This is a genomic window from Streptomyces sp. TAA204 (assembly GCF_000424965.1).
In genome coordinates, this window is sequence record NZ_AUKW01000020.1 from 17577 (window position 1) to 40300 (window position 22724).

Here is a 22724-nt window from a genome sequence, read left to right on the forward strand (position 1 = left end):
GGTGGCTCTCTCCTTGAAGTGCGGTGATCCGTAGGGGCGTTGAAAAGGTCAGGGGTCTTCAGAGGGTGGGGACCGGTGAGTCCCTCGGGGCCGCGGGCAGTTCGACGGCCCGGCCCCGCTCCAGCTTGAGAATGCTGTCGGCGATCCCGAAGTAGCGGTCGTCGTGCGTGATGGCGATGACGGTCTTGCCGCGCTCGCGCAGGGCCGGCAGGACCTCGGTGTAGAAGAAGTCCCGGAACCCGGGGTCCTGGTCGGCGGCCCACTCGTCGAAGAGCAGGATCGGCCGGTCGGCCAGCAGCGCGGCCACCAGCGCGAGGCGCTTGCGCTGCCCGGTGGAGAGCGCGACCGTGGAGAACTCCCCGCTCCGCACGGTCACCTTCTCCGACATGCCGAGCTGCTGAAGCAGCCGGTTCGCCTGCTCGTCGGACTCCGGGCCGCCCGGCAGGGCACGGAAGAGGTGCACGTCGGAGAAGACACCGGCGACGCTCTCGCGCAGCTCCCGCACCCGCGCCCGCGTGACCGGCGCACCGTTGAGGAGGATTTCGCCACCGTCCGGCCGGTAGAGGCCGCACAGGAGCTTGGCCAGCGTGGTCTTGCCGCTGCCGTTGCCTCCGATCAGGCAGGTGATCGTGCCGGGGCGGAAGTCGACGTCCAGTGGGCCGACCTGGAACGCGGACTCGGCGTCGTCGTCGGAGGCGTAGCGGAAGGCTGCGCCGCGCAGCCGGAGCGTCGCCCCGGGGGCGGCCGTGGCGGGACCGTCAGGAGCAGGCCGCGGCTCGGGCAGCGTGCTCTCGTCGCCGAGTTCCAGCGCGTCGAGGGAGCGCAGGGCCGTACCGGCCCGGCCGAGTACCGGGATCATGTTGAGGACGGTGACCAGTGGGGTGTTGATGTAGAGGACGGCCAGTGTGAAGCCCGTCAGCTCCTGCTCGGTGATGCCGTACCGGGGTCCGGAGAAGAGCATGATGCCGATGCTGGCGAGGAACAGCATCTGTCCCCACGAACCCGCCACGGTGTAGAGGGCGACGCCCCTGGTCGTGTCCCGGACAAGCAGCGCCCCGGTGCCGTCCACGCCGCCCTGGAGCACCTGTGAGCGGCGGGCGCTGTCCAGCTTCAGCTCCTTCGCGCCCCGTGTGACGCTCTCCAGGTGGCCGTGCATGGTGTCCTGGTGCGCACGTGCCTTGCGCAGGTACCTTCCGGCGCGGCGTACCGGCAGCTGGTAGAGGACCAGGCCGACGGCGAGTACGGCCGCCATGCCGAGCAGCGCCTTGACGGAGAGGATGCCGATGTAGACGAAGGCGCCGGCCACGATCGCGATGTTGATCGACAGCAGCGGGACGCTGGCCACCGCGTTCGTGATCACCTGTACGTCATCGGTGAGGGCGGACTGCAGGCGGGCCGGGCCGATGCTCTCGATGCGGCGCATGCCGCTGTCCAGAATCCGCCTGCACAGTTCCATCCGAAGGCTCTGGATGGACCGTTGCGCGAGCCTGATCAGCAGTACGGAGGAGACGGCGCCGGCCAGCAGCACCGTCGCCGCGGCTGCGGTGAAGCCGACGATCAGCCCCGTGCCCGGATTGCCGAGCCTGCCGAGCACGCTCTGGAGCACGGCGATCAGCCCGACGGTGGCCCCTCCGGAGACCAGGCCCGCGAGGAGGGCGGCGGTGACGGTCGCCCGTGAGCGCGTGGCGAGCAGTGAGATCAGGTTCATCTGTCATCCATCTTTTCCAGCGCCGCGGGCCGGGCGGCCCCGGACTGCGGTGGGCCGGTCTCTGCCGCTCCGTGCGGTGCGGCGGCTTGCGCGGCCTCCTGTGCGGCGGCCTGCGCGGCGGTCTGTGAGGCATCCTGTGCGGCGGTCTGCGCGGCCTCCTGCGCCGCGCCGCGGATCACGTCGGCGAGACCGGCGACGGTGAAGTCCGCCATCGCCTGCTGTATCCGCACCCGCACGCCGAACTCCCGCCGGATGCGCAGCAGCAGCCGGGTGGCCAGCAGGGAATGGCCGCCGGCCTCGTAGAAGTGGTCCCGGATTCCCAGACCTTCCAGGCCCAGCAGTTCCTGCCACACGCCGAGGAGCCTGCGTTCGGTCTCGTCCCGTGCCGGTTCGGTGCTGCCCGCCGTACCGAGGAAGTCCTCGGCGGTGGGTACGGGAAGGCTGCGGCGGTCCAGCTTGCCGCTGGGGGTGTGCGGGATCTCGCGGATCTCGCGGATCGCCGCGGGGAGCGCGTGGCGGGGCAGCCGGCTCGCGGCGCGGCTGCGCGTCTCGCGCCGGTCGAGGCCGGTTCCGCCGTGCCCGGAGGCCACGACGTAGGCCACCAGTTGGGGTGTGGGACCGCCCCGGCCGTGCACGACGACCGTGCAGTCCGCCACCGCGGGGTCTTCCAGCAGCACGGATTCGATCTCGCCCAGCTCGATGCGGTGGCCGCGCAGTTTGATCTGGTTGTCGAACCTGCCCAGGAACTCCAGCTGTCCGTCGCTGCGGTGGACGGCGCGGTCGCCGGTCCGGTAGAGGCGGGAGCCGGGAACCGAGGAGAACGGGTCGGGCACCCAGTGGGAGGCCGTGAGGCCAGGACGCCGCCAGTAGCCGTCCGCCACCTGGAGCCCGCCGATGCACAGTTCGCCGGCGGTGCCGGGCGGCACGGGCCGCAGGTCTTCGTCGAGCACCCAGACCGACGAACCGGGCACCGGCCCGCCGATGGGGGCCCGCTGCCTGCGTGTGACCTCCGGGGTCAGCTCGGCGACCGTCATCAGGACGGTCGCCTCCGTCGGGCCGTACCAGTTGAGGACCGTGCAGCCGCTCGCGGACGGTCCGTCGAACCAGTCGGCGATCCGGCCCGGGACCACTTCCTCCCCGGCGAGCAGCAGCGCCCGCAGCCCCATGGCGGGCCCGGAACCGCTGTCCACCGCGGCCAGTTCCTGCGCGATGGTGGGAGTGGTCGCCAGCATGCTGACGCGCCGGGTCCGCAGGTGGCGGTGGAGTTCCTGGGCGTCGGAGGCCACTTCGCCCGGTACGAAGTCGATCCGGGCACCGGCGACGAGACCGGCGAAGAGCTCCCAGACCGACAGGTCGAAGGTGAAGGTGGAGCGTACCGCGACGATGTCGCCCGTCCCCGGCTCCACCACCGTCGCCGAGGCACGCAGATAGCTCAGGACGTTCCGGTGGGTGACGGCGACGCCCTTGGGCACGCCCGTGGAACCGGAGGTGTAGATCACGTAGGCGAGGTCGTCGCCGTCGGCCCGGTCCGGCTCGCGTGCTCCGTGCGCTCCGGCGACCGCGTCGGTGACGGTCAGTACGGTCACGCCCTCCGCGGCGAGGAGCCCGAGGAGCGGGGCGTCGTCGTCGGTGAGGTGTGCGGTCAGTGCGGTCGCGCAGCCCGAGTCCCTGATCAGGTGGGCGATCCTCTCCAGCGGCAGCTCCGGGTCGACCGGTACGTAGGCGGCTCCGGCGGCCATCGCCGCGAGCACTCCCACCGCGAGGCCGGTGCCGCGCCGGGCGACGACCGCGACGAGGTCACCGCGGCGCACGCCGTTCGCGGCCAGCGCGCCGGCCGACCGCCGGGCACGGTCGGCCAGTTCGCCGTACGAGAGTTCGCCGTCGGGCCCGGTGACCGCGACGGCGCCCGACCGGGCCCGTGCCGTGGCGGCGACCGTGCCGTGCAGGGTGCCGCCGGGCACGGCGAGGGTGCCGCCGAACGCGCGTTCCCTGACGGTCTGTTCGTCGTAGGGCAGCAGCCCGCGCCCCTCGTGCGGGCTGTCCGGCTCCTCGGCGAGGCGGCGCAGCGCCTCCGCGTACATCGCGGCCAGGTCCTCCACGCGTTCCCCGGAGACCCGGTCGGCGTCGTAGGCGAGCATCAGCCCGAGTTCCTTCGCCGGCGGGTGCACCGAGAACGTGGCCATCAGCGCGTAGTTGGTGTCCTCGGCGGACGCCGGGTGGTGGCCGACCAGTTCGACCACCCCGGTGTCCAGCACCGCTCCCAGCGCGTGGAAGCGCACGAAGTTGACGCCCACGTCGAAGAGCGGGTCGTTGCCCATCGCCTCCTGCACATGGATCAGCGGCGTGTGCCGGTGCTCCAGCAGAGCGCGTTCCTCCTCGAAGGTGCGCAGGGCCAGCTCGCGCCAGGTGCCGCCGGGCACCGCGACGGAGGCGGGCAGCATGTTGACGAACAGGCCCCGGATGTCCTCGGCACCCGGCCGGTCGGGACGGCCGTGCAGCACCATGCCGGTGACCGGGTTGTCCACGGCCAGCGCCTCGGCGAGCACCTTCATGTGCGCGGCCACGGCGAAGCTCTTGAGGGGCAGCCCGGCTTCCGCGGCCATCGCCGCCAGCCGCTGCGAGGTGGCCGCGTCGATGTCGACCGGGTGCCTGCGCACGTCCGGCATCCCAGAGGTGCGCAGGTCGGCCGCGGAGCGCGGCTCGGCGTCCGCGAGCCGCTCCCGCCAGCTCTCGGCGGAATTCGGGTTCTGGGCGACGGACCGCTCAAGCTTCACGAAGTCGGCGTAGCGGGCGGCGACTTCGGGCCACCGCCCGTCGTAACCGGGGTCGCCGTCGAGCAGTGCGGCCTGGCGGCTGAAGATCTCCGCGACCGTCGAGGTCCAGCTCCAGCCGTCGAGGATGACGTGGTTCTCGCTGATGGTCAGCTGGAACTCGCCGCCGCCGAGCAGGTGCACGGCGAGGCGGTACAGCGGCGCCGTGCCCAGGTCGAGGTGCTCGTGGCGTTCGTCCTCGACGAACTCGTCGATCAAGCCGAGCTGTTCGGCCTCGGTGCGGCCGGAGATGTCGGTCACGGTCAGCCGGGGGACGGCGCTGCGGTGCACGATCTGCAGCGGCTCGGAGTAGCCGTCCATGGAGATGCTGGTCCGCAGGATCGGGTGGCGGGCCACGGTGTCCGTGAGCGCGCGCCGCAGCGCTTCCCCGTCCAGACGGCCGCGCATGCGGACGCTGACCGTGTTGTGGTAGATGCCCGCTTCCGGTTGGAGGTGCAGGTGGTAGAGCATGCCTGCCTGGGTCGCCGTGAGGGGGTAGGCGTCCTCGGCGTCCTCCGGCAGCGCGTCGCGGTCCTCCTCGCGGATCATCTCGAAGGGTTCGGCGGTGGTGGACGTCAGGGGAGCCGCGTCCGCGTCGCCGAGTTCGGCGGTGAACTCGGCGACGGTCTGGTGCCGGAAGAGCGAGTGCACCCGCGTCTCGTAGCCGAGGGCGCGCAGCCTGCCGGTGACCTCGACGGCCCGGATGGAGTCCCCTCCGAGCGAGAAGAAGTTGTCGTGCACGCCGATTCCGGTCACGCCCAGCACTTCGCACCAGATCCCGGCGACGGTCCGCTCCAGCGCGGTGCGCGGCCCTGCGAACGCGGCACCCGCGGCCAGGCGGGACTCCGCGGGGTCGGGCAGTGCCCGCCGGTCCACCTTGCCGTTGACTGTCAGCGGCACCCGCTCCAGCGGGACGAACACGGCGGGCACCATGTAGGGAGGCAGCAGACCGGCCGCGTGCTCCCGCAGTTCGTGGACGCCCGGCAGCTCGCCGGCGGCGGGGACCAGATGAGCCACGAGCTGTGCGTCGCGTACGTCGGCGACCACCGCGGCGATGCCCGGGTGCGCGAGCAGTGCCGACTCGACCTCGCCCAGCTCGATCCGGAAGCCCCGGACCTGCACCTGCGCGTCCGACCGGCCCAGATACTCGATCTCGCCGTCCTCGCACACCCGCGCGAGGTCCCCGGTGCGGTACAGCCGGGCCCCGGGTACGCCGGAGAACGGGTCCGGTATGAAGCGTTCCGCGGTCAGTCCGCCCCGCCCGGTGTACCCCGCGCCGAGTCCCGCGCCGCCCACGTACAGTTCGCCGGCCAGTCCTGCCGGCAGCGGGTTGAGGCCGTCGTCGAGCACGTGCAGCGAGAGGCCCGACAGCGGCCGGCCGATGGGGCTGCCCGGCCTGTCGCCGAGGTCCGCCGCGGAGAGGACCCGGTGCGTGACATGCACCGTGGTCTCGGTGATGCCGTACATGTTGACCAGCTGCGGAGCGCACTCGCCGCGCGCCTCCAGCCACGGGCGCAGCGTGTTGACCTCCAGCGCCTCGCCGCCGAAGACGACGTACCGCAGGGCGAGTTCGTGCGCCGCGCCGGTTGCCGCATCGGCGGCGGCGAGGCCCTTGAACGCCGACGGGGTCTGGCTGAGCACCGTCACCCGGTGCCCTTCCAGCAGCTCCAGCAGGTCGGCGGGGGAGGTGGTGGTCTCCTCCGGCACCAGCACGAGTGAACCGCCGTACATCAGGGCGCCCCACAGCTCCCACACGGCGAAGTCGAAGGAGTAGGAGAAGAAGCCCGACCAGACGTCCTCGTGGGTGAAGCCGAAGTGCTCGTCCGTCGCGGAGAACAGTCTGACGAGCTGGGCGTCGGAGATCGCCACGCCCTTGGGGCGGCCGGTGGACCCGGAAGTGTAGATCGAGTACGCCATGTCCCCGGGGTGCCGCTCGGGCAGTGTCACGCCGGCGTCACCGGAGGTGTCGCCGAGCGGCGCTCCCTCCGCGTCGACGACGATCCGCGGGACGCTCTCGTGACGGGCGGCTGCGCCACCTCCGTCGGCCACGAGCAGCCTGCCGCCGCTGTCGTCGAGGATGTGGCGGACGCGTTCGGCGGGGTGCCCCGGGTCCACCGGCACGTAGGCGGCCCCGGCCCGCAGCACGGCCAGGACGGAGACCACGCGCGCCGGACCGCGCTCCAGGAGCAGCGGCACCCGGTCGCCCGGACACACCCCGCGGGTGACGAGGTGCCGGGCGAGCGCGTCGACCCGCGCGGACAGTTCGCGGTAGGTGACGCGTTCGCCGCGCCAGTGCACGGCGGTTCGTTCGGGGAACCGCTCGACCGAGCGCAGGAACGCCGCGTCGAGAGCCGTCCCGGCCTCCGCCGTACGCGGCGCTGCGTGCAGGGCCGCGGAAGCTCCCGGCTCTGCGGGCAGTTCTCCGGCCCGGCGGCCGGCGGGCAGCAGCCGCACCGGGCGGTCGGGGTCCTCCAGGCCGGCGTCGAGAAGCCCCAGATACGCCTCCAGGAGGCCGGCGGCGGTGGACTGCCGCAGGATCTCGGTGTCGTACTCCAGCGCCAGTTCGAAGCTCTCCCCGCGACTGGCGACGCTGAGCGTGACCTCGGACTTCGCGGCGCCGGTCTCGGCGTGCACGGGAGTCACGCGCGCCTCGCCGAGCCACAGGTCCGAGCGGTCCTCGCCGAGGTGGGTGAACGTCGCGCCGTAGAGCGGCGTACCGGAGGCGTCCTCGGGGAGTGCCGCGCCGATGGCGCTGGTGGGGACGTGCTGGTGCTCCAGCGAGTCGGCCAGGGTCCTCGCCGACTCGAGTGTGAGGTCGCGGAGCGAAGCGCTCTCGCGCAGCCGGCTGCGCAGCGGCAGGGTGTTGAGGAACGGCCCCACCATGCCGCGCAGTTCGGTGCGCATACGGTTCGCGACCGGCACCCCGATCACCAGGTCGTCGGTGAGTGCCGCCCGGTGCAGCACGGCCCGCCACGCCCCGTACAGCACGGAGACGACGGAAACGCCGCTGTCCGCGGCGAACTTCTCCGCGCGGCTGCGCAGCGCCGTGCCGGTGCCGCGGATGAGATGGGCGCCGCGGTGCGCGCGTGTGTCGGGACGGGCACGGTCCAGCGGCAGGCCGAGGCCGCGCGGCGCGCCCTCCAGCAGCCGCGTCCAGTAGGCGAGCGAGGGGTCTTCCTGCCCCGTGCGTTCCGCCTTGCGCCGCTGCTCCCACCAGGCGAAGTCGGTGTAGGACGGCCCCTGCGGCGCGGGGGGCAGCGGCTCGCCGGAGCGGGCCGCCCCGTACGCGTCCAGCAGTTCGCGCAGAACGGTGCTCACGGAGAGCCCGTCGATGACGAGGTGCTGGAAGGTCACCACCAGCCGGTGCCGTTCGGGGCCGAGCGCGAGCAGCAGACCCCGTACGAGCGGGGCGCCGCCCGACAGGTCGAAGGGGGCCCGCAGTTCCTCGTCGCTCAGCTCGGCGCAGCGCCGCCCGGCCTCGTCCGCCGGCAGCCCGGTCAGGTCCACCCGGCGCATCGGCGGCAGGCTCCGGGCGATCCGCGGACGCGGCTTGCCGTGGATCTCCTCGACCTGGAGCCGCAGTCCCTCGTGCCGGGCGAGCAGCCAGTCGTACGCCTCGGCGAGGGCGGCGGCGTCGAGCGGTCCGGTGATGTCGAGCGCCGCGGGCACCGTGTACGCGGCGCCGGTCGGGTCCAGGGCGTGCGCCGTCCACAGCTGGAGCTGGCTGTCGGACAGGAGGACCTCTGCGGCGTCCGGCCTGGTGGTGAGCGGTGCGGCGGCACCGGGTCTCTGTGCGCGTTTCGCGGCGAGGGCCCTGCGGGCCCTTTCGAGGCGGGCGGAATCTGTCACGGCTTCGGCTCCTCGGGGTGTTCTTCGGGAGTGTCGAGGGCGGCGAACTCGGCGGCGAAGGCCGTCACGGATCCGTCGTGGTCGTGTTCCAGGAGGAGCTTCGCCTGCTGCTCGACCGTGGAGGCGGCGAGCAGTCCCCGCAGGGAGAACTCGACTCCCATCAGTTCGCGGAAGCGCGCGACGGTCTGCATGGCGCGGATCGAGTCCCCGCCCAGGGCGAAGAAGCCGTCGTGCACCCCGATCCGGTCGACGCCGAGGACACTGCTCCAGACCTCGGCAACGATCTCCTCGACGGGTGTGCGCGGAGCCGTGTGCTCTCCGCCCGAGCGCAGCAGCCGGGTGTCCGGGTCGGGCAGCGCCCGCCGGTCCACCTTGCCGTTGACGGTGAGCGGCACCCGCTCCAGCGGGACGAACACCCCGGGGACCATGTAGGCGGGGAGGCTCTCGCGGCTGAAGTCGCGCAGTTCCTCCACGGAGGGCGGTCCGGCGGCGCCGGGGACGACCCAGGCGACCACCCGGTCCCCGGACACCCCGGCGACCACCGCCTCGACGGACGGGTGCGCCTGCAGCGCCGCCTCGATCTCGCCGGGTTCGATCCGGAAGCCGCGGACCTTCAGCTGTGTGTCGGCGCGGCCCGCGAACTCGTGCCGCCCGTCCAGCCCGGCGCGCACCAGGTCACCGGTGGCGTACAGCCGTGCTCCGGGCACTCCGGAGAACGGGTCCGGTACGAAGCGCTCGGCGGTGCGGCCGCCACGCCCCGCGTAGCCGCGCGCGACACCGGCGCCGCCCACGTACAACTGGCCGACCACTCCGGCGGGTACGGGCGCGAGTGCTTCGTCGAGCACGTACAGGACGGTGCCGCCGACCGGGCGTCCGAGCGTGACGGCCTCGCCCTCGGCCACCGGTCCGGCCGAGGCGTTGGCGGTGGTCTCGGACGGCCCGTAGAGGTTCCACACGCGTGCGCCGGGCAGCAATCGGGCCGTACGTGCGACCAGTTCGGCAGGCAGTGCCTCCCCGCCGAGGAGCACGTCCAGCTTCTGCGGGCTGCCCGGTGCGTCGCTGCCGCGCGAACCGGACTCCAGGGCGTTCAGCGTCTCGTGCCACAGCCGGGGGACTGTGTTCACCGTGGTGACCGCGGAGGTGCGGCAGGCGTCGGCCAGTGCTTCCGCGGAGTGCTGTCCGGGCGGTACGAGCGTGACGGTGCCGCCGAGGACGAGCGGGCCCCACAGCTGCTTCAGCGAGGCGTCGAAGACGGGCGCGGCGGTGGCGGGCAGCACGGTGTCGCGGGTGATCAGGCGGGTGTCCACCAGCCAGCCGAGGTAGTTGAGGACGTTGCGGTGGGTCACGGCGACCGGCTTCGGGCGGCCTGTCGAGCCCGAGGTGAACAGAAGGTACGCCAGGCTGTCCGGGTCGCCGGGCTGCGGCGCGGCCGAGGTGCCGGGTCCGTCCTGAGCGGACAGCCTGGCGGCCCGGACCACTTCGGTGCCGCTGCCGGCCGGGGGTTCCAGCCCGTCGGAGACCACGCATACGGCTGCGGCGGCGTCGGCCAGGATCTCGCGCACGCGGGCCGGCGGGTCCTGCGGGTCGAGCACCAGATAGGCGGCCGAGGAGAGGAGTACCCCCAGTTGCGCGGTGAGGCGCTGCACTGGGTCGTCGCACAGGACCGCGACGACGGACTCGCTGCCGGCCCCGAGCGATGTGAGCCGCCCGGCGATCCCGTGTGCCCGGCCGAGCAGTTCGGCGTATGTCACCTCCCGTTCGCCGCAGCGCACCGCGAGGCCCCGCGGTGCGCTCGCGGCGGCGTCGGCGACGAGACCGGCCAGCGTCCGGTCCTGCCAGGCGAGGGCTGTCGGCGTCGGGTCCGTGCCGAGGAACGGTGCGGGACGGCCCATGGGCACTCTGCCCACCGTGGTCCCGGCGTTCCGCCGGACCGGTCCGAGGACGGCGACGACCGCGTCGAGCAGCCGGCCCGTGAGTTCCCCGCCCAGTTCCGCGGCATGCTCGCCGTCGATGCCGAGTTCGAGGCTGTCGCCGTGGTGGACGGCGTTCAGGCAGAGCCCGAAGGAGCTGCCCGTGACCGAGAGGGACTCCACCGTGCCCGCGACGGACGGGACGTGCAGGTAGCAGAAGCCCAACGGGCCCGTCACGGCGGACGACTCCGTGATGAGCTCCGCGGTCTCGCGCTGCTCGTCGCGCACCTCGCGTACCGCTGCGGCCACGTCGGCCATCGTCTGTTCGGCAGCGAAGGTGTGGTCCACCGGTGTCCAGGTGGCCAACGGGCCCAGCACCGAACGGAGTTCGGGCAGTTCACGCAGGGTGTTGCGGACCCGTACGCGTACCGCGCCGGTGCCGCCGAAGCGGTGCAGCACCACCAGCCAGGCGGCGAGCAGCACGGCCTCCGCCTCGGCGGCCGGGTATGCGTCCGCCGCCAGTTCCACCGTGCGGACGGTGCGCGCGGGGGCTGCGGCGGCCGCAGCGGCGCCACGGTCCGCGGGTGCGCCGCCCGCGGGGGCGAGGGAACGCAGCCGGGCCAGCGTCTCGGCCGACTCCTCGGCGTTGGTGTCCCGTTCGGCAGCCGACTCGGCGCGAGTGACGGCCGCCTCGGGGTCGTCCAGGATCTCGTGCAGCCACTCGGCGACATCGGCGTACTGGAGCTGGTCCGCCTCTTCCCCGTCCGCCGTCGGGGAGTGGTCGCGGAAGAGGACGTCGGAGAGGAGCAGCAGCCCCTCGGCGTCCAGGACGTGGGCGCTCGCGGTGAGCCGGACCCGGTCCGAGCCGAGCAGCTGTGCGTCCCAGGCCGTGCCGGGCTCCCCGTGGGGGCGCTCCGGCAGGACCCGCTGCGTCGGCGGTCCCGCCGCCGCCGAGGGTACGAGGAGTGTGCGCAGCACCTCGAAGCGTTTGACGGCGAGGTCGAGCGCCGCGTCCAGGCGGTCCTGTGTGAGGGTGCCGGGCGGGCGTACGACAGCGGTGCTCACGGCGCGGTCGAGGGCGGCGTCGTGCTGGTGCGGCCCGGTGCGGAAGGTCTGTCCGCCGGTCTGGGCTCCGGTCTGTCCGCCGGTCTGGGCTCCGGTCTGTGTGTCTGCGCTGCTCACTGCGCTCCCTCCTCCGGGGCTGCGCCGCCGGGGGCCGCGGCGGTGGCGGCGGTGGGCCGGGTCTCCAGGCTCTGCCAGTCCCCGGCGCCCGCCATCGCGACGCGGATCTCACGCTTCCCCGTGAACGGGAGGCGGCCGTGCGACGCGAGGAGGTTGTCGACGATCAGAACGTCGCCGGACTCCCAGTCGAAAGTGGTGGTCTCGGCCGCGAACGCGGCGCGGACGGCCGCCAGTTCAGCGGCCGTGAACTCCGTGCCGTCGCCCGCGGCCGAGGTCTTGGGGACGCGGTCCCCTCCGAGCTGGCCCAGGAGTTCGGCGGCCATGTCGTCACCGATGGTGCTGAGATGGAAGCTCGTGGCCTGGTTGAACCAGACCCGCTCGCCGGTCACCGGATGCCGGACGGTCGCCGGCCGCCGGGCCACCGTGCGCAGGTGGTCGTGCGCCAGCCGCTCCACCCGGACCCGGGTCCGTGCCGCGTAGTCGCCCAGCCCGGACTCGTCGCAGCCCAGTGCCTCCTGCCAGGGAATCCCCACCCCCGGCGTGTAGTTGCGGATGTACTGCACCCCGTGCTGCTCCAGCCGGGCGAGAAGTTCCGCGGGTATCCGCTCCAGCACGCGCCGCGAATCGGCCAGCGGGGTCTGGCCGCCGGTCTCGGAGGGCAGGGCGCAGGAGAAGCCGAGCACCCGCGGCCAGTTCCAGCTGTAACAGGCCTCGTTGTGCATCTCGATGGTCTGGTCCGCCGGGTACTCGGTGGAGGAGTAGACACCGTCGTCCAGTTCGCTGCGCGGGGTGGCGCCGTCCTGATAGGTGAGCGCACCGCCGGCGGCGACCGTCTCGACGACCGGACGCACCGCGCCCGCCCCCTCCTCGAAGCCGCGGAAGAGCACGGCACCGCTGCGGTGCAGATGTTCGCGCACGAGTGCGGTGTTCGCCTCCACCCACAGGGTGAGGGGAGTGCCGGGCCGGTCCGGGACGGCCATGACGGGCAGCGCGGCGGGCGACGGGGCGCCGAAGGTCACGGCGTCCGGGTCGGTCAGCGACCGGCGGCCGCCGGGACCGTCCGGTCTGAGTCGCGTACGAAGTGGCATGAGCCTCCTCCAGGGATGCCCGTACGGTTCACGGGCGGGTGGCGGGATGTCCGGTTTCAGCGTGTGCGGGCGCGACCCGCCCCCAGACGGGACGCGCGGCGGGCGCGGTTGTGCGCACGGTCTCCGCGGGCCTGCGCGCGGAGCGCCGCACCGGCCTCCCCGACGGTGACCGCGTCGTCGGCGAGCGCCTTGAGCGCCTGGCAGAGCCGGTCCGCCATCGCGGCGGCCCGTTCGGCGGGGACACGGGCCGTGTCGTGGTTGACCGAGAGGGTCAGACGGTCGCCCTCCGGCGCGGCGGTGAGTGTGACCGGGAGTTCGGTCTGCTCGTAGGCGTCCGCACTGATCACATCGATCCCGGGGAGCACGCCGCCCAGGTCGGTGAAGGGGAAGTTCGCGACGATCACGGCGGTGTCGAAGAGGTCCGCGGCGGAGGTACGGCCGCTCCAGACCGCGATCCGCGCGAGCGGGGTGTGGATGTGCTCCTGCGCGGTGTCGAGTGTCTGCTGGAGGTCGCGTGCCCAGTGCCCCAGCGGAAGGCCGGCGGTGATACGGGCGCGGAAGGGCACGGTGTTGATGAACATGCCCACCATGCGGTCCGCGTCCTCCAGGTCGGCGGGCCGGCCCGAGCCGACGCTGCCGAACACGACCTCGTCGGAGCCGGTTTCGGCCGCGAGCGTGAGCGCCCACGCCGCGTGCACCGCGCCGCCCAGGGTGATCCCGTGCGAGCTCGCCGTGTCACGCAGCCGCGCGGTGTCCTCGGCGGCGAGCCGTACGACGTGGTCGACGTGCGTGCCGGGCCCGGTGGGTCCGGCGCCCGCCGGCACCAGGGGCGCGGGGTCGGTCCCGGCGAGCTGCCGGGTCCAGAACTCCTGGGCCAGGTCGGGCTTCTGACGGGCCAGGCGCGTCGCGAACTGGCCGAAGTCCGGGGCGGGGGCACGCTGGAGCGTCCGCCCCTCCAGACCGGCGGCGTATCCGGCCAGGACGTCCTCCAGCAGGATCGGCAGCGACCAGCCGTCCAGCAGCACATGGTGGTGCGTCCAGACGAACGCCCACCGGGTGTCGCCGAGCCGTGCGACGGCGAGCCGGACCAGCGGCCCGCCGGACAGGTCGAAGCCCGTCCGCCGGTCCTGTTCCACGTATGCGGCGAGCCGTGCTTCCGCGTCCTTGGAGCCCTCCGGGTCCGGGACCGCTTCCGCTTCCGCGTCTGCGTTGGCCGAGCCCTCCGCGTCCGTGAAGTCCAGGAAGGTGACGGGGAGTTCACATTCCGCGGGGACGACGAGCACCGGGGCGGGCAGATCCGCCCAGGCACACACTCCGCGCAGCACGGGGTGGCGGTCGAGCGCCGCCTGCCAGGACCGCGCGAACGCGGCCGGATCGAGGTCCCCTTCGAGCACGGCGCTGAGCTGCTCGACGTAGACGCCGCTGCTGTCGCCGCCCTCGCGCCGGGCACCGTCGGAGGCCAGCGTCCGGAAGAGCATTCCCTGCTGCATCGGCGTGAGCGGCCACACGGCGGACAGGGCGCCCCACTTGGCGGCCCAGTCGCGTACGGCTCCCACCGGCGCTGTGTCCTGGCGCATTCCCGCGGCGAGCAGCGGCGGGTCCTCCTCGCCGGTGAGGGCGTGCAGTTCGCCGATGAGAGCGTCGGCGAGTCCGGCCGCCTCCTGCTGAGTGGTGTGCTCCACCTGCACCGTCAGCCGGCCGTCGGTGACGAGGCTCTCCACCAGCACGGCGGCGGGCCGGGTGCCGTGCGGGTCGCGTACCTGCCCGAAGGAGGGCACCAGCAGTTCGAGCGAGGCGGCAGGGTCGCTGTTGGCGCTGATACGGCCCAGATGGTTGACGTTGACGTCGGGTGCCGGGAGCGCCCTGATGCGCTCCGACAGCTCCCCGCCCGCGAGATGGCCGACGACACCGTGGTCGATGCCGCGGTGCACGAGTTCGCGCAGCCGGCTGCGCACGTGCCACAGAGTGCTCAGCGGGCTCGTGCCCGAGGCGTCCACCGGGAGCGGCGCGAGCGTGGTGAACCAGCCCACGGTCCGGGACAGGTCGAGTTCGGGATGCAGTTGCTCGCGGCCGTGGCTCTCCAGCTCCACGACGACGCCGTCCCTTCCGGCGAGGCGGGCCTGGGCTCGGGCGGTCGCGGCGATGAGCCCTTCCTCCAGGGTGCCGCCGAGGTCGTGGACGAGCGTCCGTTGCAGCGTCTCTGTCTGCTCCACGGTGAGCGTCCGGCTCGCCCGTCCGGCTGCGCCCTCGGTACCGGGCGCCGGCAGCGTGGCGGGGTCCTTGAGGTAGGCGGGTTCGGCCAGTTCGGCCAGTTCGGTCTCGACCCGGTCGGTGATCTGCGGGTCGACCGCCCGGCGGCGCAGCTCCGCGGTCCACTGCCGGTGCGTCGTGCCCTCCGGCTGCAGGTCGGGTTCCGTTCCGGAGCGGACGGCCGCGAGTGCGATGTCCAGGTCCTCCAGCAGGATGCGCCAGGAGACCGCGTCCATCACGAGGTGGTGGGCGGCCAGCAGCAGCCGCTGGGGCAGGCCGGAGCCCTGATCGACGAGGAGGACCCGGAGCAGCGGACCGCCGGCCAGGTCGAGCCCGCCGTGCAGTTCGTCCGCCAGCTCCTTCAGGGCCTGCTCCAGACGTTCCGGCGGGGTGCCGGTCAGGTCGGCGTGCCCGACTGCCGTACCGGCGGCGTCCGGTGCCGCGACCACGGCACGTACCTCGCCCGGCCGGCCGTCCGCGTCCTCCTGCCGCACGAAACGGGTGCGCAGGGCCTCGTGGCCGGCGACCACAGCGGCGACCGCCTCGCTCACCGCGCCCTGCGTGACGGGCGTGCGCAGGCCCAGCAGCACCCCCATGTTCCAGTGTGCGGGCGTGGTCAGGTCCAGCTCGTGGAACCACTGCTGGATGGGGCTCAGTACGTCCGTGGTGTCACCCGGTACGGGAGCCGACGCCGCCTCGACGGTGCTGACCTGGGGGGCGAGTTGGGCGATGGTGGGGTGTTCGAAGAGTTGGCGGGGGTTGATGCGGATGCCGACGCGGCGGGCGCGGGCGACGACTTGGATGGAGAGGATGGAGTCGCCGCCGAGGGCGAGGTAGTTGTCGTGGATGCCGAGGTGTTGGAGGTGGAGGACGGTTTTCCAGACTTCGGCGAGGCGGGTTTCGATTTCGTTGCGGGGGGGGGCGTGGTCGGGGGTGTCGCTTTCGCGGGGGGGGGGGGGGAGGGCGCGGCGGTCGACTTTGCCGTTGGGTGAGAGGGGGAGTGTGTCGAGTTCGATGATGGTGGCGGGGACCATGTGGGCGGGGAGGCGTTCGCCGGTGTGGCGGAGGAGTTCCTGGGTGTCGGTGGTGGTGCCGGGGCGGGGGACGATGTAGGCGATGAGGCGGAGTTCGCTGCCGTTGGTGGGTTGGTCGGTGGTGGTGACGGCGTCGGCGACGGTGGGGGCGGTGCGCAGGGCGGCTTCGATTTCGCCGAGTTCGACGCGGTAGCCGCGGATTTTGACTTGTTCGTCGATGCGGCCGCAGAACTCGAGGGTTCCCTGGGGTGTGAAGCGGGCGAGGTCGCCGGTGCGGTAGAGGCGTGCTCCTGCGTCGCCGGAGTGGGCGTCGGGTATGAAGCGTTGGGCGGTGAGTGCGCCGCGTCCGGTGTAGCCGCGGGCGACGCCCGCGCCGCCGAGGAAGAGTTCACCGACCACGCCCACCGCCACCGGACGCAACCCCTCGTCCAGCACATGAACCGTGGCGCCCGGGACGGGTCTGCCGATCGGCACCGTGCCCCGGCCGTCGTCCTCGACCATGTGAGCGGTGGCCCAGACCGTGGCCTCGCTGGGTCCGTACTCGTTCACCAGAGCGCAGCCGGGCAGTACGGCCCGGTGCTCGCGCACCAGGTCGGGTGGGCATGCCTCCCCCGCCACCACGACGGTGCGCAGCGTGCTCCCGGGGCCACCGGGGCGCGTCAGCAGGGCGCGGTACAGCGAGGGCACCGTGAGCGTGTGGGTGAGCGCGTGCCGCTCCACCAGCTCCGCCAGTTGGTCGGCGTCCTTGGTCTGTTCGGCGTCCGGGACGGCCAGGGTGCCGCCGAGCGTGAGCGTCCAGAAGATCCCGGCGTAGGAGCTGTCGAAGGAGAACGAGGACAGCAGCAGGAACCGTGGCGGTTCGGTGCCGTAGAACTCGGCTCGGGCAGCCGTGGAGGCCGAGAGCTGGGAGTGCGGTACGGCCACCGCCTTGGGGCGTCCGGTCGAACCGGAGGTGTGCACGAGATACGCGAGGTCGCCGCCGGAGGCCTCGTCCAGGCCGTCGCCGTGGAAATCGGCGTCGAGGTCCAGGGCCGCGAGGTCGATGACGGTACGTCCCGAGGACAGCGCCGCACGGGGAGGCATTCCGCCGTCCGTCAGCAGGACGCGGCAGTCCGCGTCCCCGGCCATCAGCCGCAGCCGCTCGTCCGGGTAGGCGGGGTCGAGCGCCAGCCAGGCGCCGCCGGCGCGGAAGACGGCGAGCATGCCGATCACGGTGCGCGCGTCCCTCGGGAGGAACAGTCCGACGGCCGTCTCCGGGCCGACGCCCTCCCGGCGCAGCCGTGCGGCCACGACACCCGAGGCGTGGGCCAGTTCGCCGTACGTCCAGCTCCGTCCGGCGTCCGTCAGCGCCACGTCGCCGGGAGCGCTCGCCGCGTGCACCAGGATGCGCTCGTGCACGGGACGTTGGTCACCCGGCGTCTGCCCGCCCGCCCCGGTCCACTCGGCGGGTGCGGTGGGGGCGCCCGCGCCGAGGACGCCCACCGCCGACGTCTCGTCGGCGGTGGCCTCGGCGACCAGTGCCTCGAACAGCTTGGCGTAGCCCTTCACCGTCTGCTCGTCGAGCCGTGCCGGGTCGAAGTGGAGCGCGCCCTGGATCTCGTCCCCGATCTCGCCGGCCTGCAGCCGCAGCGGGAACTGGGCCACCTGCTGGCGCAGCGGCACGGGATCGGTCTCGTAGCCCGAGAGGTGGATGGTGCCCAGGCCGCCGAAGATCGCCTTGGTCCCGTAGGCCAGTCTCTCCGGCTCGAACTGGAAGCTGACCTGGTAGAGGGAGCTGCCGGAGAGCGCGGAGCCCGGAGCGATCCGGCCCAGCACCGTCGGTGCGGGGAGCGCCTGGTGGCGGACCGCGCCGACGAGTGCGGTGTGCGTGGCGGCGAGCACCGAGGTGAAGGTGGCGTCCCGGGTGACCGGGGTGCGCAGCAGCAACGGGTTGGTGAAGTAGCCGACGGTCCGCTTGTAGGCCTTCTTGCGTCCCTCGGTGGGGAAGCCCACCACGATGTCGTCGCAGCCGGTGAGCTTGTGCAGCAGCACGTTGAACACCGCGAGCAGGACCGTGGCCGAGGATGTGCCGCTGCTGTCCGCGAGTTCCCGCACGCGGGTGGCGAGCGAAGCGGGCAGCCGGAAGCGGGCGAACGCGGGAGCGTCCGGGTCCTCGACCGGGCGCGGTGCGGTCATGCCCGGCAGGTCCAGCGCGAAGGTGCAGCCGTCGAGCTGTTCCTCCCAGTAGCGGCGCATGGTCTCGGAGCGCGGACTGTCCAGGAAGGCCCGCTCGGCCTCGACGTAACGCGCGTAGGAGGTGTCCGGTTCGGGGGGCAGGGCCGGACCGTCGGGAGTGCCGCCCCGGTAGGCGGCGAGGAAGTCCTCCAGGACGATGAAGGTCGAACTGAGGTCACCGGCGATGTGGTGCAGCACGAGGTGGAGAGTGGTGGCGTCCTCCTGCTGGTAGACGAAGAAGCGCGCGGGCGCCTCGCTCGCCAGCGCGAACGGCTGCTCGTAGTCCCGTGCGGCCTGCAGCAGCAGCTTCTCGGCCTCGGCTCCGGACATGTCCCGCGTGATGAGTTCGGGAGCGCCGAGGGTGTTCCAGCGCTGCACGTAACCCTTCTCGCCGCCGGCGATGACTCCGGTCAGCGCGGGATGACGCGCGCAGACCGTCTCCCAGGCGGACCGCAGCCGTCCGGGGTCGAGCCGTTCGCGCACGGTGACGCAGGCGCCGAGGTGGTAGGAGGGCGACGCCGGTGCGAGCTCATGGAGGAACATGAGCGAGGACTGCCCGACGGACAGCGGGACTTCGGTGATCCCACCGCCGTCCGTCGTCGGCGCAGCACTGCTCCCGTACGCACAACACATGTGAATTCTCCCCCGTAGTGCACGCAATCGCGGCGCGCGGAGGACACGCTAAGCACAGTGCACGCGGGAGAGCCCACTTTTCGACGACGGCATGTCAATTGTCATGTGGCCCTGCTCGCGGCACCGGGCGCCGCCGGCGGCCCGCTCCGGGGCCGCCGCATGCCCGCTCAGCAGCGGTGGAGATGTTTGGCGCAGGCGTGAGGCTCCTGTGAAGAATCCCGTTCACGGTCAACTATTGATGACATCTGTCATGATCCCCCCGACGGGGTCGAACCCCCTCCGGGGCCCGAGCGTCACCCGCGCAGGAGGGCGGAACGGCAGTCCGTCCCGCCCTCCCCGGAGGCCGTCCCCGTCAGTCGTGGGAGACCGCCGGAACCTTGCGGAGGATCTTCGGCTCCTTCCACGCGCTCTCGCCGAGCATGGCCAGCGTCGCCGGAAGCAGCACACCGCGGATCAGGGTGGCGTCCAGCAGGATGGCCACCGCGAGGCCCACACCGAGCTGCTTCATCTCCAGTGTGGAGAGCGTCGCGAAGATGGCGAAGACCGAGACCATGATCACCGCGGCCGTGGTGACGACGCCCGCCGAGGTGAGGATGCCGTGGCGGATCGCCTCACGGGGCGACCCGCCCTTCTTGACTCCTTCGCGGACCCTGCTGAGCACGAAGACGTGGTAGTCCATCGACAGCCCGAACAGCACCACGAAGAGGATGAGCGGCAGCCAGGAGACGACGGCGCCGTTCGACTCGAAGCCGAGGACGCCCTCGGCCCACGTGTTCTGGAAGACCAGGACCAGGACACCGTAGGCGGCGATCACCGACAGGATGTTCAGCACGCTGGTCACGATCGCGAGCACCGGTGAACGGAACGCCAGCAGCATGATCCCGAGGCAGAGCAGCAGGACGAAGCCGACCACCAGCGGAAGCCGCTCCTCCAGCGTCTTGGAGAAGTCCGTCGTGAAGGCCGTGGCGCCGCCGACCGCCCACTCCTCCACGGAATCCTGGCCGTCCAGCGCCTTGGGCGCGAGGTCGGTGCGCAGCAGTTCGAGGGTCTCCTTCGCCCCGGCGTCGCCCGCCTCGCCCTCGATGTGCAGTTCGAGCCGAGTCACCTGACCGTCGCCGGAGAGGGCGATGTCGGGCTTCTCCGCGGTGGCGAACTTCCCGGTCTCGGCGGCGCTGCGGTGCAACTCCGTCAGGGCGGCCTCCACTTCGGCCGCGTCGTCCTTGCCGGCCTTCACCGCGATCTCGTGGGCCGTTCCCTCGCTCGGGAACGCCTCGACGACACGGTCGTACGTCTGCATGATCGCGAACGAGCGCGGCAGGTCCTCGTCCCCCGGCACCTTCAGCTTCATGTCGAGGGTGGGGAGGGCGAGAGCCAGCATCGCGGCCAGCCCGAGGATCGCGCACACGGCAGGGGCCTTCAGCACCGGGCCCAGCACGGCCGACCAGAACCTGCTCTCCTTGCCGGCGTTGGCGGTACGGCGCCACAGCAGCGGGATGCGCGGCCGGTCGATCTTCCCGCCGAGACCCGCGAGGGCGGCGGGCAGCGCGGTGAGCGAGCCGAGGACGGCCACCGCGACGACCAGGATGGTGCCGAGCGCCAGCGACGAGAAGAGCATGCTGCCGGAGAGGAACATGCCTGCCATGGCCACGATCACGGTCAGCCCGGAGACCAGCACCGCACGGCCGGAGGTCGCCGCTGCGGTCTGCAGCGCGGTCGAGCGGTCGTTGCCCAGCGCCAGTTCCTCCCGCTGCCGGCGGATGTAGAACAGCGAGTAGTCGACCCCGACGGCCAGCCCCATCAGCAGGATCAGGCTGGCCTGGTTCTCGTCCACGGGGAGCAGCAGCGAGGTGATCCCCGAGAGCCCCATGGCGAAGACCACCGAGGTGATGCCCAGCAGCACCGGCAGTCCGGCGGCGAGCAGCGCGCCGAAGGCCACGAGCAGGACCACGAGCGTGACCGGGACGCTGAGGATCTCCGCCCGTACGAAGTCGGCACCCAGTTTGGTGCTCAGCTCCTTGGTCAGCGTCCCCTTGCCGAGCTGCTCCACGCGCAGGTCGGGCTGTGCCTTCTGCTCGGACTGAGTGGCCTCGAGCATGTCGACGACCGCGACCTTGGGCTTCTGCTTGTCCTCGCCGGTGCCCAGGTCGAGGGTGACCGGCAGCAGCACGCTGCGCCCGTCCTCCGAGGGCACCGGGTCGCCGACGGCCGCGATGTTGCCGACGTCGGCGTAGCGGTCGCGCAGCGATTCGACGACCTCGCCGGCCCGGTCCTGCGACAGGTCGCCGCCGCGCGACTGGATGAGGACGTTCTCCACGCCCTCGTCGGCGAAGTCCGCGTTGTCCAGGAGCCGTTCGGCGGACGCGGCCTGTCCGGTCAGGCCGTCGGCGTCCTCCTGCGACTCCACCCCGGTGAACATGCTCGCCGCGTAGGCGAGAATGACGACCGCCAGCCAGAAGACCATCGTCTTCTTGCGGTGAACCATGCTCCAGGAGGCGGTCTTCTCCACCAGCCCCCGTGGCGCGCGGGCCGAGGGCCCGGACGTGGGCTGCGGTCCCGTCGCCGCGCCCTTCTCATCGGTGAGAGACATCTCCACACTCCGTTTCAGGGTTGTGGACGAGACGCTATGCACCGGCCCCACCCCGTGTCGGGCGTGCCGACACCCGTGCACCGGTAGTGCCACCACCACCGTCCAACGGCACGTCTGCACGCTCGATCCGCCCGCAGTGCGCGAACTACCGTCCACGGTGACAAGCAAAGAAGGGAGGCACGATGATCGTGAAGGCACCACGGCTCGGTACGGTCCCACGCCGCGTGGGAGGTCGCCTCTTCAGCCGCGACAGCCGCGACGACATGCTGCACGTACTGAGCACGCTGGCTCTGACGCCGCTGTACGCCGTCCCCTCCCTGCTCTTCGTCATCGGTGTCGCACTGACGCCCGTGTTCCTGGTAGGGCTGCCGCTGCTGCCGCTCGCGATGGTGCTGGCCCGCCTGGCCGCCCGTGCCGAGCGCGGACGGCTGCATCTGGTACGGCAGGTGGACATCGAGATGCCGGGCGCGAACCCGGGCACCGCCTGGCGCGACCGCATGGAGCGGCTCTTCGGACGCCGCGCGTGGCGCCAACTCGGCTTCAGCGCGGTGCTGGTGCTGTGGGGTCTGGGCGCGGGTGCGCCCGTCGCCGCCCTGCTGGCCCTCGGCGCACTGCTGTTGCTGCTGCCCCTGATCGGCCCGCTGCTGCCTGACGGCTCCTCGCTGCTGGGGCTGGACCCCACCGCGTTCGGCGGGGCGCTGCTGGGCTGCGCGCTCGGAGCTGTCCTGTTCGGCGCCGGCTGGTGGCTGCCCCGGCCGCTCGCCCGCCTGGAGGAGACGCTGACCGTACGGATGCTGGGCGGCGGCCAGGTCGACTACCTGGTGCGCCGGGTGATCGACCTGGAGGACAGCCGCTCACGGATGGTCGACGCCGCCGAGCAGGAGCGCCGTCGCATCGAGCGTGACCTGCACGACGGCGCGCAGCAGCGGCTGCTGTCGGTCGCCATGTCGCTGGGACGGGCGAAGTCCCGCTTCGACCGCGACCCGGAGAAGGCCAAGACGCTGCTGATGACCGCGCACGAGGAGACGAAGGCCGCCATGGAGGAGTTGCGGGACGTGGCCCGCGGACTGCACCCGGCGATCCTCACCGAGCAGGGTCTCGGTGCGGCCCTGGCGGCGGTCGCCGCCCGCAGTCCCGTTCCCGTCGACCTCCGTATCGACCTGCCGGAACGTCCCACTCCGCGTGCCGAGGCCGTCGCTTACTACGTAGTCTCCGAGTCACTGACCAATGTCGCCAAGCACGCCGCGGCGACGCTGGCGACGGTGACGGTGTTCCGCGAGGACGACCTGCTGCGGATAGCGGTCGCGGACAACGGGATAGGCAGCGCCGATCCCGCCCGGGGGACCGGAATGCACGGACTGCGGGACCGCGCCCGTGCGGTCGACGGCCACCTCACCTTCTCCAGCCCCTTCGGCGGGCCGACGGTCGTCGATGTGACGATCCCCTGGAGGGCGTAGGA

Annotated in this window: 7 protein-coding genes; 1 reads left to right on the plus strand and 6 read right to left on the minus strand. The window is 72.5% G+C overall.

Annotation, left to right across the window (positions count from 1 at the left end):
• Positions 1–58: 58 nt before the first annotated feature.
• From H343_RS0121175 to H343_RS0121200, 6 genes are all read right to left on the minus strand, one after another.
• Positions 59–1708, minus strand: coding sequence for a cyclic peptide export ABC transporter (locus H343_RS0121175; RefSeq protein ID WP_028432783.1), 1650 nt, complete (start codon positions 1706–1708; stop codon positions 59–61).
• Entirely contained in the window at positions 1705–8367 is a 6663-nt protein-coding gene (locus tag H343_RS0121180) for a non-ribosomal peptide synthetase (protein WP_028432784.1), read from the minus strand. The genes H343_RS0121175 and H343_RS0121180 overlap by 4 nt, the downstream gene beginning before the upstream one ends.
• Positions 8364–11459, minus strand: a complete 3096-nt coding sequence (locus tag H343_RS33635) for a non-ribosomal peptide synthetase (RefSeq protein ID WP_051265668.1) — start codon at positions 11457–11459, stop codon at positions 8364–8366. Before H343_RS33635 ends, H343_RS0121180 begins: the two co-directional genes overlap by 4 nt.
• Positions 11456–12547 carry a TauD/TfdA family dioxygenase gene (locus H343_RS31935; RefSeq protein ID WP_051265670.1) on the minus strand — a complete coding sequence of 364 codons (1092 nt, stop codon included), beginning with the start codon at positions 12545–12547 and terminating at the stop codon, positions 11456–11458. The genes H343_RS33635 and H343_RS31935 overlap by 4 nt, the downstream gene beginning before the upstream one ends.
• 56 nt (positions 12548–12603) lie before the next feature.
• Entirely contained in the window at positions 12604–18678 is a 6075-nt protein-coding gene (locus H343_RS0121195; RefSeq protein WP_028432785.1) for a non-ribosomal peptide synthetase, read from the minus strand.
• A 352-nt stretch (positions 18679–19030) separates the two neighbouring features.
• Positions 19031–21265, minus strand: a complete 2235-nt coding sequence (locus tag H343_RS0121200; protein WP_051265672.1) for an MMPL family transporter — start codon at positions 21263–21265, stop codon at positions 19031–19033.
• 182 nt (positions 21266–21447) lie between these two features.
• Between H343_RS0121200 and H343_RS31940 the strand changes: the two genes are divergently transcribed.
• Positions 21448–22722, plus strand: coding sequence for a sensor histidine kinase (locus tag H343_RS31940; RefSeq protein ID WP_051265674.1), 1275 nt, complete (start codon positions 21448–21450; stop codon positions 22720–22722).
• The last annotated feature ends 2 nt before the right edge of the window (positions 22723–22724 follow it).

Coding starts and splice junctions, on each gene's coding strand:
- H343_RS0121200 (WP_051265672.1), bottom strand. CDS start 21,265: ATGTCTCTCACCGATGAGAAGGGCGCGGCGACGGGACCGCAGCCCACG.
- H343_RS31940 (WP_051265674.1), top strand. CDS start 21,448: ATGATCGTGAAGGCACCACGGCTCGGTACGGTCCCACGCCGCGTGGGA.
- H343_RS0121195 (WP_028432785.1), bottom strand. CDS start 18,678: ATGTGTTGTGCGTACGGGAGCAGTGCTGCGCCGACGACGGACGGCGGT.
- H343_RS0121175 (WP_028432783.1), bottom strand. CDS start 1,708: ATGAACCTGATCTCACTGCTCGCCACGCGCTCACGGGCGACCGTCACC.
- H343_RS31935 (WP_051265670.1), bottom strand. CDS start 12,547: ATGCCACTTCGTACGCGACTCAGACCGGACGGTCCCGGCGGCCGCCGG.